Annotated in this window: 14 protein-coding genes and 1 pseudogene; 4 read left to right on the plus strand and 11 right to left on the minus strand. The window is 67.5% G+C overall.

Features of this window, described 5'->3' with window-relative positions; all coding sequences use genetic code 11:
* Positions 1 to 158: 158 nt before the first annotated feature.
* The 3 genes from NFW30_RS13350 to NFW30_RS20090 all read right to left on the minus strand — a co-directional run bounded on the left by NFW30_RS13350 (position 159) and on the right by NFW30_RS20090 (position 2346).
* Positions 159 to 971: a nidogen-like domain-containing protein gene (locus NFW30_RS13350; protein ID WP_295355538.1), complete on the minus strand. Its 813-nt coding sequence runs from the start codon at positions 969 to 971 to the stop codon at positions 159 to 161.
* Between the two features lie 243 nt (positions 972 to 1214).
* Positions 1215 to 1508, minus strand: coding sequence for a hypothetical protein (locus tag NFW30_RS13355; RefSeq protein WP_295355540.1), 294 nt, complete (start codon positions 1506 to 1508; stop codon positions 1215 to 1217).
* Between the two features lie 295 nt (positions 1509 to 1803).
* Complete coding sequence (locus NFW30_RS20090) at positions 1804 to 2346, minus strand: transposase (protein ID WP_363322108.1); 543 nt, start codon at positions 2344 to 2346, stop codon at positions 1804 to 1806.
* Between the two features lie 422 nt (positions 2347 to 2768).
* Between NFW30_RS20090 and NFW30_RS13360 the strand changes: the two genes are divergently transcribed.
* Positions 2769 to 3944 carry an acyl-CoA dehydrogenase gene (locus NFW30_RS13360; protein ID WP_295355542.1) on the plus strand — a complete coding sequence of 392 codons (1176 nt, stop codon included), beginning with the start codon at positions 2769 to 2771 and terminating at the stop codon, positions 3942 to 3944.
* A gap of 260 nt (positions 3945 to 4204) precedes the next feature.
* Here the strand turns inward: NFW30_RS13360 and NFW30_RS13365 are convergent.
* From NFW30_RS13365 to msrB, 4 genes and pseudogenes are all read right to left on the minus strand, one after another.
* Positions 4205 to 4372 (minus strand): annotated as a pseudogene (locus tag NFW30_RS13365) (DUF1214 domain-containing protein); the annotation flags it as partial.
* A gap of 71 nt (positions 4373 to 4443) precedes the next feature.
* Positions 4444 to 4620: a hypothetical protein gene (locus tag NFW30_RS13370; RefSeq protein WP_295355544.1), complete on the minus strand. Its 177-nt coding sequence runs from the start codon at positions 4618 to 4620 to the stop codon at positions 4444 to 4446.
* A 150-nt stretch (positions 4621 to 4770) separates the two neighbouring features.
* Positions 4771 to 5364: a VTT domain-containing protein gene (locus NFW30_RS13375; protein WP_295355546.1), complete on the minus strand. Its 594-nt coding sequence runs from the start codon at positions 5362 to 5364 to the stop codon at positions 4771 to 4773.
* 105 nt (positions 5365 to 5469) lie between these two features.
* Positions 5470 to 5973, minus strand: coding sequence for a peptide-methionine (R)-S-oxide reductase MsrB (gene msrB, locus NFW30_RS13380; RefSeq protein WP_295355561.1), 504 nt, complete (start codon positions 5971 to 5973; stop codon positions 5470 to 5472).
* A gap of 181 nt (positions 5974 to 6154) precedes the next feature.
* Between msrB and NFW30_RS13385 the strand changes: the two genes are divergently transcribed.
* Together NFW30_RS13385 and NFW30_RS13390 are read left to right on the plus strand one after the other, a co-directional pair.
* The gene (locus NFW30_RS13385; RefSeq protein ID WP_295355547.1) at positions 6155 to 7357 is read left to right on the plus strand and encodes an FAD-dependent oxidoreductase; all 1203 of its coding nucleotides are present in this window, start codon (positions 6155 to 6157) and stop codon (positions 7355 to 7357) included.
* Positions 7358 to 7397: 40 nt separating this feature from the next.
* Entirely contained in the window at positions 7398 to 8090 is a 693-nt protein-coding gene (locus tag NFW30_RS13390) for an aspartate/glutamate racemase family protein (RefSeq protein ID WP_295355549.1), read from the plus strand.
* A gap of 83 nt (positions 8091 to 8173) precedes the next feature.
* Here NFW30_RS13390 and NFW30_RS13395 read toward each other — a convergent pair whose 3' ends face one another.
* The gene (locus tag NFW30_RS13395; protein ID WP_295355551.1) at positions 8174 to 8590 is read right to left on the minus strand and encodes a hypothetical protein; all 417 of its coding nucleotides are present in this window, start codon (positions 8588 to 8590) and stop codon (positions 8174 to 8176) included.
* A gap of 258 nt (positions 8591 to 8848) precedes the next feature.
* Here NFW30_RS13395 and NFW30_RS13400 point away from each other — a divergent pair, with 258 nt between their 5' ends.
* Entirely contained in the window at positions 8849 to 10999 is a 2151-nt protein-coding gene (locus NFW30_RS13400; RefSeq protein WP_295355553.1) for a bifunctional TVP38/TMEM64 family protein/FAD-dependent oxidoreductase, read from the plus strand.
* Between the two features lie 122 nt (positions 11000 to 11121).
* On the opposite strand, the gene NFW30_RS13405 is transcribed toward NFW30_RS13400, so the two are convergent.
* The 3 genes from NFW30_RS13405 to NFW30_RS13415 form a co-directional block, all read right to left on the minus strand.
* Complete coding sequence (locus NFW30_RS13405) at positions 11122 to 12057, minus strand: CysB family HTH-type transcriptional regulator (protein WP_295355555.1); 936 nt, start codon at positions 12055 to 12057, stop codon at positions 11122 to 11124.
* Between the two features lie 9 nt (positions 12058 to 12066).
* Positions 12067 to 13134: a sulfate/molybdate ABC transporter ATP-binding protein gene (locus NFW30_RS13410; RefSeq protein WP_295355557.1), complete on the minus strand. Its 1068-nt coding sequence runs from the start codon at positions 13132 to 13134 to the stop codon at positions 12067 to 12069.
* 3 nt (positions 13135 to 13137) lie between these two features.
* A partial coding sequence (locus NFW30_RS13415) for an ABC transporter permease subunit (protein WP_295372264.1) occupies positions 13138 to 13632 on the minus strand: 495 nt, incomplete at its 5' end.

A 13632-nucleotide genomic window follows, 5' to 3' on the forward strand; every position in this document is an offset into this window, starting at 1 on the left:
AATCGTCCTGAACCTCACCACTCCCGGCCATGGGGGTCGAAATGAGAACTGGTGGTCTAGTGGCCGGATCCGCGTGGAGAGGGTGCGACCGGTGGTAGCGCCCCTCCGTGTGATCAGTCGAGCCCTTGGGGGGCTCGCACTGTCGCACTCGTTCAGGTTCAGCCCTGCGTCTTGCGCCGACCGCTTCTTGCGGTGCCGGCCGCCAGCAGGGCCAGGCCGACGAGCGCCAAGGTCGCGGGAGCCGGCACGGACACGACGTTGCCGCCTCGCACCCGGAAAATGTAGCGCCCGTCGACGTTGCTGTTGAGGCTGTTGCTAATCAGCGCGTTCGGGCCACCATCGATCAACGCGCCGTTGACCAACGAACCCGGCAGAGTGTAATTCGACGTCGGGCTCGTCCAGTAGCCGACGAGGGCCGAAGTGCCGCCCAGGCCACCTGGAGGCGCGTTGCTGGCGGTACCAGCCTCCCACAGGATCCTGTCGTAGTTGAACTCGATGTCGAAGTCGCCCGCCGCAACATCGCTGCGGTCGGTGAGGATCATCTGGAAGCTGTTCAGGATATTCTGCTGGGAGAACACGCCGACGTCGATGTAGTTGACACCGAAGACGTTACGGCCACCCAGGTTGGCGGCGCCATAGCGCACGACATCGGAAGTGTTGGCGCGGGTGTCCACATCGGCAAAAAAGGCAGCAATGATCGGACCGAAGGCGCCGCCGCTGATGGCTGCGGGCGTGAAGGTGCCGAGCGGATTGTTGAAGGTGACGTTGCCGTTGTTGTTGACGTACGTCTGGGTGTAAGTCGTGCCGTTGATCAGGGCCGAGAAGCCGAGGTTCACCTGACCCGTGGAGCCGTCGTCGTTGCGATTGAGGATGTTGGTGAAACTGGCAGCGTCGCGGATGGCAGCAGCGTGCACAGGCTGCGCCAGCGCCACGACGGAGAGAATTGCGGACAATGCGGCGAGTTTCTTCATGATGGATCTCCAAAAAAAAGGGCGAGCGTGACTGCAGAAACAACTAAGCAGAAACCGTGCCAATCTCCGCAAGTCATTGTCGGAAAACGAGTCCTCAAGGATCTACGCCTTCGGGATCGCCGGAGTGTCAATTTTTTCGACACTTCCCGTCAGGGTATCGGCGCCAGCGCATGGCACCTCTTTGTAGAGCCGGCTTCGGGTCAGGCCTGGTCTTCTTCCCCCGCGGCGCCTATTTCTACTTCGTTAGATTGTCACTCGATCTGATGCCGCGAGCATGGCGGTTTGCTTTCTATAGGCGGACTCCATGGCTTGGCGCCGCCGTCGATGCCTGTCGATGATGGATTCGGCGAGGTCGTGGTCGGTGACGATCTTGGTGGGTAGTCGGTGGCGCATGATGTCCACCAAGTCGCGGCAGGAGAGCAGTTCAGCGGTCTCACGATGGGCCATGCGCTCTTTGGCCAGGAACGTGGTCGCGATCATGACCAAGGCCATGTGATGGTGCCACGCCTGCCAGCGACGGACCTGATGCTCGGCCATGCCGCAGGCGCTCTTGGCCTCGCGGAAGGACTGCTGTTAGTGGCTGCGAAGAAGCGCGGATATCTGGCGCGCCAAGATGGCGGAGAATGGTTGACTGTTGGAGTGGACATAAAAAGAGGCCGACGGAGGCCCCTTGAAGTCTGAGCGATCGACGATGTTCGGAACGGCGCCTCGCCATCCCAGACCCACACCCTTTGAGTGAGATGGTCGGCCATCACCTCACCCTTCTCGCCGTTACGGATCGACAGACGCCCCCAGGCGGATGCCGATTGCGCGGCTGCCCACTCGGCGACCGTCATCGACACCGCCGTCGTCTGCGTCGACGAGGCGATCGACCCTTCGACGAACGACGAGCCGGCACAGCGGGGGCGGGATCCTGGAGATAGATCGCCTGATCCGAATGCACCTCGGCGAAGAAGGTCTCTCCCTCGCGGTCCAGTTCCCCGAGCAGCCAAGGCAGGTGCCCGTAGCCGCCATCAAAGGCGATGATAGAAAAGTGCAAGCCTTCCCGCCTCAGGCGCCTCACCATGTCCAGGGCGATCTCGCCCTTGCTGCGGAATGCCTGTGCCGCCTCAGCGCGCACCGATCCCACTCGGACTCGCTCAACATATGATGCAGTGACTGATAGCGGCTGTCGGCCACGGTTTCCGCCATGCACTCCATGTTGCGGCGCGAACTCTGGAACAGCCCGTGCAAATACCGGCGTGCCGCCTCTCCTACCGAACGGGTTCGGCTCTGAAAGCAACGACGATATGCCGTGAAGTGCGAATCGAAGTGATCGAGCGCCGAGGCGACCAGGGAAGATACGTCCTTGCAATACTGGAGTTGACATGGTCATTTACAACTCCATGAATAAATGGACTAATTAGAACCAGCAGCATTCTACCACATGACGCACGCAACTGATCAAGGACCAATCTGACAAAGTAGAAGTAGTCAGCGATGTTTTCTTGCGCCCGGAAGCCGGATTGTTTCACATTAATCCACTCGACTGGATCGCCGCCTTCATGGCGCGAGCCGGCGATCGACGCCTGTAGGAATTTCCGACACTCTTGCGGGCGCTCTCGTGCTCCCGTGGTCCCGAATTCCTGGGGGCGGTGGCAAAGTGGCGCAGCGAGAGGAAGCGACAGCGCGGTGGTTTCGCTCGACTTCCCGAATGCCCCGGGCGGCGTCGCGTGTTCCGCCTGACGCCGCGTCGCACGCGACAGCGGCGGCCTGCAGGCCCTACAATCGTCGTCGATCCACAACAGGAGACCGCAGATGACCAGGGCACGATTCCGTTGGGACGACCCGCTGCTGCTCGACGCACAACTGGGCGAAGACGAACGCTTGATTCGCGACGCGGCACGTGACTACTGCCAGGGTCGGCTGATGCCGCGGGTCACCGAGGCCTTCCGCCATGAGCGCAGCGACCCATCGGTGTTCCGCGAAATGGGCGCGCTCGGCCTGCTCGGCCCGACCATCCCGCCAGACTACGGCGGCGCCGGGCTCAACCACGTCGCCTACGGCCTGATCGCGCGCGAGGTGGAGCGCGTCGATTCCGGCTACCGCTCGATGATGAGCGTGCAGTCTTCGCTGGTCATGTGGCCGATCTTCCGTTTTGCCCGCGAAGCGCTGAAGCGGCGCTACCTGCCGAAACTGGCGACGGGCGAGTGGATCGGCTGCTTTGGCCTGACCGAGCCGAACCACGGCTCCGATCCGGGCAGCATGGAAGCGCGGGCGCGCGCCACCGACGGCGGCTACCGCCTCAGCGGCAGCAAGACGTGGATCACCAACGCGCCAATTGCCGACGTCTTCGTCGTCTGGGCCAAGGACGACGCCGGCGCCGTCCGCGGCTTCGTCCTCGACAGAGGCATGGCCGGACTGGCGACACCGGTGATCCACGGCAAGGTCGGGCTGCGTGCCTCGATCACCGGCGAGATCGTCATGGACGAGGTCTTCGTGCCCGAGGAAAGCGCCTTTCCCGACGTGCGCGGACTCAAGGGGCCGTTCGCCTGCCTCGACGCGGCGCGCTACGGCATCGCCTGGGGCGCGCTCGGCGCCGCCGAATTCTGCTGGCACGCGGCGCGGCAATACACGCTCGACCGCAGGCAGTTCGGCCGTCCGCTGGCCGCCAACCAGCTGGTGCAGAAGAAGCTGGCCGACATGCAGACCGAGATCACCATCGGCCTGCAGGGCTGCCTGCGCCTCGGCCGCATGAAGGACGAGGGCACGGCCTCGGTCGAGATCACTTCGATCATGAAGCGCAACTCCTGCGGCAAGGCGCTCGACATCGCCCGCACGGCGCGCGACATGCTTGGCGGCAACGGCATCTCGGATGAGTTCGGCGTCATCCGCCACCTCGTCAACCTGGAGGTCGTCAACACCTACGAGGGCACGCACGACATCCATGCGCTGATCCTCGGTCGCGCGCAGACCGGCATCGCGGCCTTCTGAAGCAGAGCCGTGCGGCGCCCGCGCCCGACCCGCCCGCACGCACTGCTCGAGCGCTCGCGCCGGTCGCACGCATCGCGCGCCGGCGCCAACGATCGCCTGGCGCACAACCCTGCGCCAGGGAGCAAGCGACGGGACGAGACGCTCTCGTCGTTTCTCGCCTGCCCGAGCGCCATTCCGCCTGCTCGGCCGGGGCACCGAGGTCGGCGCCTTCACCCCGAGCATGCGGCCGGCAGCACATGCCACCGGCCGCAGGGCGCGTGCTACGGCACCTGAACGATCGCCGGCGGCTGCCACGTCCCTTCGCCCGCGGGCAGGATCGACGGCGGCGTGTCCTTGGGCCAGTACAGGCGCATCGCCAGGTAGACCTCGCCGTCCGGCGCCGGCAGCCAGTTGGCTTCCTTCTCCTTGCCCGGGTCATGGGTGACGAACTGGACGCGGCAGCGGTCGTGCGACCGACCCGGGTGCACGCCATCCGGCGATAGTCGGGGCACTGGCGAAGCTACCGATGTTCGCCCGCTACCGTGTCGGCGAGGCGGTGATCGGCGTCGTTCATGGCGACGCCGACTCGCTGGCCGGCTGGCGCTTCGCTGCCGCCGCGCTCGACGACGCCGGCAACCGGCAGTGGATCGACGAGGCGTTTGCCGCTGCAGCGGTCGATGTCTTCGCCAGCACGCACACCTGCCTGCCGGCGCTGCGCTGGTTCGGCGGCGGCCGCCGGCCGCGCGTCGTCATCAACAACGGGGCGGCGGGGATGCCCAACTTCATCGGCGAGCCGGATGGGCTGTTGACCCGGGCGCCGGCGTGGCGCACCGCAGCGGCCAGGGCCTCAGCCGCCGCTGCCGACGAGGCGGGCAACCTGGTCGAAGAACAGGCAGTAGACGGTGATCGGCAGCGGCAGGCCGAGCAGCGTGCCGGTGAGGTAGGCGCTAAAAGGGATGCCCGACAGGCCGAGGGCGACGTTGAGCGCCGGCATCGTCTGGAACATCAGCCGCAGACCGGCGACCGCCAGCTCCGGCGAGGAATCGAGCTGTGCGAACAGGCGGCGCGCCCACGGCTGGTGGAATTCGCGCAGCGCGTCGCCGCCGATCCGGCGAACGACGAGGAAGGTTGCGACGCAAGCGGTGGCGGCAGCGAGATAGGTCACCACCCCGCCGTGCGCCGGCCCGAGCGCCACCACCGCCGCCGCCAGGAAGAGCCAGCCGGGCACCTGCAACAGGTTGCCGAGGGCGAAAAGGCCGACGTAGATCAGGAAGCCCCACACCGGGTGCCGCAGCAGCCCTTGCTGGATCGTCTCGGGGCTGAAATGCGCGTCGGCGCCGAGAAGTTCGAAAGCGGCGACGAGCAGCGCCAGGAACGTGAGGACGGCGAGCAGGCGACCGTGTCGCGCGAGGAGCAGGCTGCCCTGCCGGCCGGCGGTCATCGCGCCGTCACCGGCAGCGGCCGGCGGCGGGCAGCCGCGGCGGACAGGCCCGGCAGCTACCGACATCCGGACGACGCGCTTGCCGCCCGAGCTGGCGGCCGTCGCTCATGTGCGCAGCGCCGGCAGCGGCGTGCCCTTCGGCACGAAGGCCAGCGCGACGCCGTTGTTGCAATAGCGCTTGCCGGTCGGCGGCGGGCCGTCGTTGAAGACGTGGCCCTGGTGCCCGCCGCAGCGCGCGCAGTGGTACTCGGTGCGCGGGTAGATCAGCTTGTAGTCGGTCGAGGTGCCGAGCGCCCCGGGCAGCGACTGCCAGAAACTCGGCCAGCCGGTCCCGCTGTCGTACTTGCTGGCGCTGTCGAACAGCGGGTTGGCGCAGGCAGCGCAGATGAAGGTGCCGGCGCGCTTCTCCTCGTTCAGCGGGCTGCTGCCGGCGCGCTCTGTGCCCTCCTCGAAGAGCACCTGGTAGGCTGCCGGCGACAGCAGCCGCTGCCACTCGGCACGGCTCTTCTGCAGCGGGAAGCTGCGACCGGCCGCTGCGCCCGGGCCAGAGGGCAGCATGCCCAGGCCCAGCAGGGCCGCGGCACCGGTGATCAGTCGTCTGCGCTTCATCATCTCTCTTCTCCGGTTGGGCAGGACGGCCCCTGTAGCGATCGCCACTTGGACCGCGCTGCAGTGCGAATGGTGCCGTCTTGTCGCCCGCGCAGGCTCTTTCCTTACAGGGCACAGCACACGATGGCGTGCTTTCGCTACACTCGCAGCCTCGACCCGAATACTGCCACGGCAACCAGCCATGCCCTCCCGCGAATCCGGCGAACCAGACGAGATCCTGCTCGTCGGCGGCGGCCACAGCCACGTCATCGTCCTGCGCGAACTCGGTCTGCGGCCGCTTGCCGGCGCCCGCGTGACGCTCGTCTCGAACGCCGCCCGCAGCCCCTACTCCGGCATGCTGCCCGGCTACGTCGCCGGCCATTACGACTTCGCCCAGGTGCACATCGACCTGCCGCGGCTCGCCGCCTTCGCCGGCGCCCATTTCGTCACCGACGAGGTGGCCGGCATCGATCGCGCCGCCCGCCTGGCGCTGTGCCGTAGCGGCCGCCGGCTGCCATGGGACCTGCTGTCGATCAACGTCGGCGCGACGCCGCGCATCGAACTCGGCGCCACCGGCGCCGCGCATGTCGTCCCGGTGAAGCCGATCAGCGGCTTCAACGAGCGTTGGCTGGCGCTGCTGCAACGCGCGCGGCGGCTCGCCACTGCCGGCGATGCTGCCGCACGAACGCTGACGATCGCCGTCGTCGGCGGCGGTGCAGCCGGCGTCGAGCTGCTGCTCGCCATGCAGTGCCGCCTGCGGCAGGAGTTCGCTCGCCTGCGCGCCGACCCGCAGCGGCTACGCTGGCACCTGCTGACGCGCGACCCCGACATCCTGCCGACTCACTCCCGGCGCGTCCGGCAGCACTTCCGCCGGCTGCTCGCGGAGCGCGGCGTCCGACTCCACCTCGGCGCTGCCGTCGATGCCGCCGGCGCCGGCTGGCTGCAGTGGCAGGGGCCGGGCGGCGCCGGGCGACTGGCCGCCGACGAGGCAATCTGGGTGACGCGCGCGCGCGGCGCCACGTGGTTGCGTGACAGCGGCCTCGCCGTCGATGGGGACGGCTTCCTGCGCGTCGGCGACACGCTGCAGGTCGCCGGCGAGGCGCACATCTTCGCCGCCGGCGACTGCGCGTCGATGATCCATCACCCGCGCGAGAAGGCCGGCGTCTTCGCCGTCCGCATGGGCCGGCCGCTGGCCGAAAACCTGCGCCGCGCCGTCGCTGGCCGCGCCCTCGTCGGCTATCGCCCGCAGCGGCGCTGGCTGGCACTGATCAGTACCGGCGACCGCCGTGCCGTCGCCTCGCGCGGCGCCTTCTCTGCCGCCGGACGCTGGGTCTGGCACTGGAAGGACTGGATCGACCGCCGCTTCATGCGCCGCTTCGCCGACCTGCCGGAACGCCGGAAGTGAGGCCAGGACCCGGCACGCTGACGGCAGGAGGAAACCGGGAATGAAGACGATCGGCCTCATCGGCGGCATGAGCTGGGAATCGACGCTGCCCTACTACCGGCAGATCAACGAAGGGGTGCGCGCGCGCCTCGGCGGCCTGCACTCGGCGAAGCTGATCCTCTACAGCGTCGATTTCCACGATGTCGAGCAACTGCAGGAGGCGGGCGACTGGGATGCGGCCGCTGCCCTGCTGGCACGGGCCGCAGTCTCGCTGCAGGCTGCCGGGGCCGAATTCCTGCTGCTGTGCACCAACACCATGCACCGTGTCGCTGGCGAGATCGAAGCGGCAGTGGCGATCCCCCTGCTGCACATCGCCGACGCGACGGCAGCGGCGGTGCGGGCATCCGGCCACGCCACCGTCGGCTTGCTCGGCACGCGTTTCACGATGGAAGAGCCCTTCTACCGCGACCGCCTGCAGCAGCTGCACGGCCTGCGCGTCATCGTTCCCGCCGCCGCCGCACGCGCCGCCCTGCATCGCATCATCTACGACGAATTGTGCCGCGGCATCATCCGCAACGAGTCGCGCGCACTCTACCGGCAGGCGATCGGAGAACTGGCGGCGCGGGGGGCGCAGGCGATCATCCTCGGCTGCACCGAGATCGGCCTGCTCGTCGGCACCGGCGACTCGACGCTGTCGCTGTTCGACACCGCCGCCCTGCACGCGCAGGCGGCGGTCGATCGGGCGCTGGCCTGAGCCGGGCGGCGAAACCTCTTGGCGGCGGCACCCGGCTGCGCGCGCCGAACGGCTGCATGGGGCGCGGCAGCGCCCGCAGGCGGTCAGCGGCGGATGTCGACCTTCCAGCCCTCGCTGGTCCGGGCGAGAAACTGCACGGTGAGGACGTTCGGGCCGTCGCGCGCCTCGAGCATCGCCTGCTCACCCTTCACCTCGACCTTCTCGATCTGCTTGCGGCGCGCGGCGCCCTGCGCTCCGCCCCGCAGGCGATCGAGGAACTGCCGGAAACCGTCTTCCCCGAAGCTTTTCCGCATCCCCTCCAGCTCGTCGAACTTGGCGGGCGTCATGTAGGGCCGCGCACCCTCGAGCCCGCCGGCGAGCAGCGCCTTCTCGTAGGCGAGGAAGGCGTCGGCCGGCGGCGATTTCTGCGCCTGCGCACCGCTCAGGGTTTGCGCCCGGGCAAGGGGAATGGCCAGGACGATTGCGAACAGGACTGCCAATACCCGTATCATCCGTCTCATCAGGGTCTCCGGCGATGGTGGGGAACCCCAGGGGGCCGGACGAGTATAGGCGCCGGCCGCGCAGCGAGTCAATCCCGGGCATGCCACCGGGCGCCGCTGCGCGGCCTTCGCTGCGGGTTCTCGCCGGCGCCGGCGCAAGCAACGCAACAGGGCACGTAAGTTCTCGCCGGCGACGGCGACGAAACATCGGCCCCCATCCCGGGCAAGCCGAGCCACGCCAGCCTGGCGCGGCCGACGGCGGCCAACCGAGGAATCCGCATGAACAGCAAGAAGATCGTCATCCTCGCCCTCATCGTCGTCGCCGTCGTCGCCTACTTCCAGCTCGGGCTCGGCCAGTACCTCGACCTGGATGCCCTGAAGACGCAGCAGGCGGCGCTCGGCGATCACTACCGGCAGCACCCGTGGCAGGTCGCCGGCTTCTACTTCACCGCCTACATCGCAATCACGGCGCTCTCGCTGCCAGGCGCGGCGCTGTTGACGCTCGCCGGCGGCGCCATCTTCGGCCTCCTGTGGGGAACCGTCATCGTCTCCTTCGCCTCGTCGATCGGCGCCACCCTGGCCTTCCTCGCCGCGCGCTTCCTGCTCCGCGACTGGGTCGGCGCGCGCTTCGGCGAACGCCTCAAGGCGGTGGACGAAGGCATCCGGCGCGACGGTGCGTTCTACCTGTTCACCCTGCGCCTGATCCCGGTCTTCCCCTTCTTCCTGGTCAATCTGCTGCTCGGACTGACGGCAATGAAGGCGCGCACCTTCTACTGGGTCAGCCAAGCCGGCATGCTCGCCGGCACCGTCGTCTACGTCAACGCCGGCACGCAACTGGCGCGCATCGATTCACTGGCCGGCATCGTCTCGCCCGGCCTGCTCGCCTCGTTCGCTCTGCTCGGGCTGTTTCCCCTGCTGGCGCGCAAGATCGTCGACACGGTGCAGGCGCGCCAGGTCTACGCCGGCTGGCGGAAGCCGAAGCGCTTCGACCGCAACCTGGTGGTCATCGGCGCCGGCAGCGCCGGGCTCGTCACGGCCTACATCGCCGCTGCCGTGAAAGCCCGGGTGACCCTGGTCGAGAAGCACCGCATGGGCGGCGACTGCCTGAACACCGGCTGCGTGCCGTCGAAGGCGCTGATCCGCTCGGCGAAGCTGCTGTCGCACATCGCCCGCGCGCGCGAGTTCGGCATTGCCGAGGCCGAGGCACGCTTCGACTTCGCCGAGGTGATGGAGCGTGTGCAGCGGATCATTCGCACCGTCGAGCCGCACGACTCGGTCGAGCGCTACCGCCAGCTCGGCGTGGACGTGGTCGCCGGCGCGGCTCGCATCGTCTCGCCGTGGCAGGTCGAGATCAGCCGCGACGACGGCACGACGCAGACGCTGAGTACGCGCAGCATCGTCATCGCCACCGGTGCGCGGCCCTTCGTGCCACCGCTGCCGCGGATCGAGGAGGTCGGCTACCTGACCTCGGATACCGTCTGGGACCTGCGTCAGCTGCCGCGCCGCCTGCTCGTTCTCGGCGGCGGGCCGATCGGCTGCGAGCTGACGCAGGCCTTCGCCCGCCTTGGCGCGCAGGTGACGCAGGTCGAGCGTGGTCCGCGCATCATGCCGCGCGAGGATCCCGAGGTGTCGGCGATGGTCGCCGGGCGCTTTCGCGCCGAGGGCGTGCGGCTGCTGCTCGAGCACCAGGCGAAGGAATTCGTCATCGAGCAGGGCGAGAAGATCCTGATCGCCGAACATGCCGGCGGCGAGGTCCGCATCCCCTTCGACGGTTTGCTGGTGGCGCTCGGCCGCGTCGGCAACCTCAGCGGCTACGGCCTCGAGGAACTCGGCATCACCGGTGAGCGCACGGTCGCGATCAACGAATTCCTGCAGACGCGCTACCCGAACATCCATGCCGCCGGCGATGTCGCCGGGCCCTTCCAGTTCACCCACACCGCCGCCCACCAGGCATGGTACGCCGCGGTCAACTCCCTGTTCGCACCGTTCCGCAGGTTCCGCGCCGACTACTCGGTGATCCCGTGGTCCACCTTCGTCGAGCCCGAGGTCGCCCGCGTCGGCCTCAACGAACAGGAGGCGAAGGCGCGCGGCATCGCCCATGAGGTGTCGCGCTACGACCTCGACGACCTCGACCGCGCGATCGCCGACGGCGAGGCGCATGGCTTCATCAAGGTGCTGACCGTTCCCGGCAAGGACCGCATTCTCGGCGTGACGATCGTCGGCGAGCACGCCGGCGACCTCATCGCCGAGTATGTCCTGGCGATGAAACACGGCATCGGGCTGAACCGCATCCTCGGCACGATCCACATCTACCCGACGCTCGCCGAGGCAAACAAGTACGTCGCCGGCGTCTGGAAGAAGGCGCATGCGCCGGCGGCGCTGCTGCGCTGGGTCGAGCGCTTCCACACCTGGCGGCGGAGCGGCGGCTGAGCGGCCGAGTGGCGCCAGCGGACCAGGGAGCACAGTACCCGCAACCAGGACTCACTCCGTTCGCCCGATCTGCCCGTACCACATCACGATCCCGAGCGGGCCGGACCCAGCAGCGAGGGCGATCAGTCGCTGCCGCTCGGCTTCTGGATGGCCGCCTTGAGCTGCTCCTCACCGATGTCGGGACAGACCTTCTCGATGAACGCCAGCGCGTAGCTGCGCAGATAGATTCCCCGGCGCACGGCGAGGCGCGTCGTGCTGCGCGGAAACAGCTGCGGGGCCGCGATGAGAGCCAGCTCGCGGTCCCTGAAACCGTCGTAGGCCATCGAGGCAACGATGCCGACGCCGAGGCCCAGTTCGACATAGGTCTTGATGACGTCAGCGTCGATCGCCGAGAGCACGATGTCGGGAACGACGCCAGCGTCGGCAAATGCCCGGTCGATCAGCGTCCGTCCCGTGAATCCCTCCTGATAGGTGATGATCGGGTGCTCGGCGATCGCCTCCAGCGACAGTTCTTCTATCTGCCGCAACGGGTGGTCATGGGGAACGATCAGTGCATGGTGCCAGTGATAGAACGGAAAGGTCACCAGTTCGGGGACCTGATCCAGCCGTTCGGTGGCGATCCCGACATCCGCCTCGCCGGCCACGAGCAGGTCGGCGATCTCGCAGGGGCTGCCCTGATGCAGCGCGAGGTGTACCTTCGGATAGTCGGTCTTGAACCACTTGATGATCTGCGGCAGCGCGTAGCGCGCCTGCGTATGGGTGGTGGCGACGACGAAGTGGCCCGTTTCCCGGCTCGCGAACTGGTCGGCGATGCGGCGCAGGTTGTGTGTGTCGAGCAGGATGCGGTCGACGACCTCGGCCAGTTCCTTGCCTGGCTCGGTCAGACCGAGCAAGCGCTTGCCGCGGCGCACGAAAATCTCGATGCCGAGTTCGTCCTCGAGGTCCTTGATGTGCTTGCTGACACCGGGCTGCGACGTGTACAGCGCGTTCGCGACCTCGGTGAGGTTGAAATCCTGCCGCAGGGTCTCGCGGATGATGCGCAGTTGCTGGAAGTTCATCGAATGGCCTCAGGCAGCACGGGCGTCGTCCTGGAAGACGCGAATGTTGCGTGGACGAAGGGAGACCTGATCACCCTCGGCGAGGCCGAGCATCTGGAAACGATCCCGGTCGATCGTCACCTCGATCAGTTCCCCGTCGACGCGGCTGAGTTCGATCTGCGTACTCGGTCCGACCGCCGCGACGCGGACGATCCTGGCCGGCAGACCGGTGCCGGCGCGCAAGCCTGGAACGATGTCGAACTCGTGCGGCCGGACGAAGGCGACGGCGTTGCCGTCGCTGCCACCGTTCTCGCCAAGCGCCAGTGCGTGCTCACCGAGATGCAGGCTCCCCTGCTCGATGCGGCCATGGAACAGATTGACCGAACCGAGGAAGTTGGCGACGAACGGGGTCGCGGGGCGGTCATACACCGATTCCGAAGTGCCGATCTGCTCGACCTTGCCGTTGTTGATCACCACGACCCGGTCGGAGACCTCAAGCGCCTCCTCCTGGTCGTGCGTGACGAAGACGCTCGTCACGTGGATTTCGTCGTGCAACTGCCGCAGCCAGCGCCGCAACTCCTTGCGTACCTTGGCATCGAGGGCGCCGAAAGGCTCGTCGAGAAGAAGCACTTTCGGTTCGACTGCCAGCGCACGTGCCAGTGCGATCCGCTGGCGCTGGCCGCCGGAAAGTTGTGGCGGATAGTGATCCGCCAGCCAGTCCAGTTGCACCAGCTCGAGCAGCCGCCGCACCCGCCGCCTGATCTCGGCTTCCGTCGGGCGCTCGCGCCGCGGCTTGACGCGCAGGCCGAAAGCGACGTTTTCCGCGATGCTCATGTGGCGGAACAGCGCATAGTGCTGGAAGACGAAGCCGACGCGTCGATCACGGACATGGCGTGCGGATGCATCATCGCCGTCCAGGAGGATCTGGCCGTGATCGGCATAATCGAGACCGGCGATGATCCGCAGCAACGTCGTCTTGCCGCAACCCGAGGGACCAAGAAGGGCGACGAGTTCGCCCGACGGGATGTCGATCGAGACGTCGTCGAGCGCCTTGAAGGCGCCAAAGCGCTTGCTGATGTGGCGAATGGAAATGCTCATGGCTCACTCTCCGGATGCTTCGGTGACTTCCTGCAACTGCCGCCGCGTCTGCCTCTCGACCAGCGTCTTCAGGGCCAGCGTGATGATCGCCAGCAACGCCAGCAACGAAGCGACGGCAAAGGCGGCAGCGTAGTTGTATTCGTTGTAAAGGATCTCGACGTACAGGGGCATGGTGTTGGTCTGGCCGCGAATGTGCCCGGAGACCACCGAGACCGCGCCGAACTCGCCCATCGCGCGGGCGTTGCACAGGATCACCCCATACAACAGCCCCCACTTGATGTTGGGCAGCGTGGTGTACCAGAATACCTGCCAACCGGAAGCGCCAAGAACCACGGCGGCCTCCTCCTCCTCGCTGCCCTGGGCCTCCATCAGAGGAATCAGTTCGCGGGCGACGAACGGGAAGGTGACGAAGATGGTCGCGAGGACGATGCCGGGCACCGCGAAGATGATCCGGATGTCGTGCTCCTGCAGCCAGGGGCCGAACCAGCCCTGGGCGCC

This window comes from Accumulibacter sp. (genome assembly GCF_023806635.1).
In the GTDB taxonomy this organism is placed as follows: domain Bacteria; phylum Pseudomonadota; class Gammaproteobacteria; order Burkholderiales; family Rhodocyclaceae; genus Accumulibacter.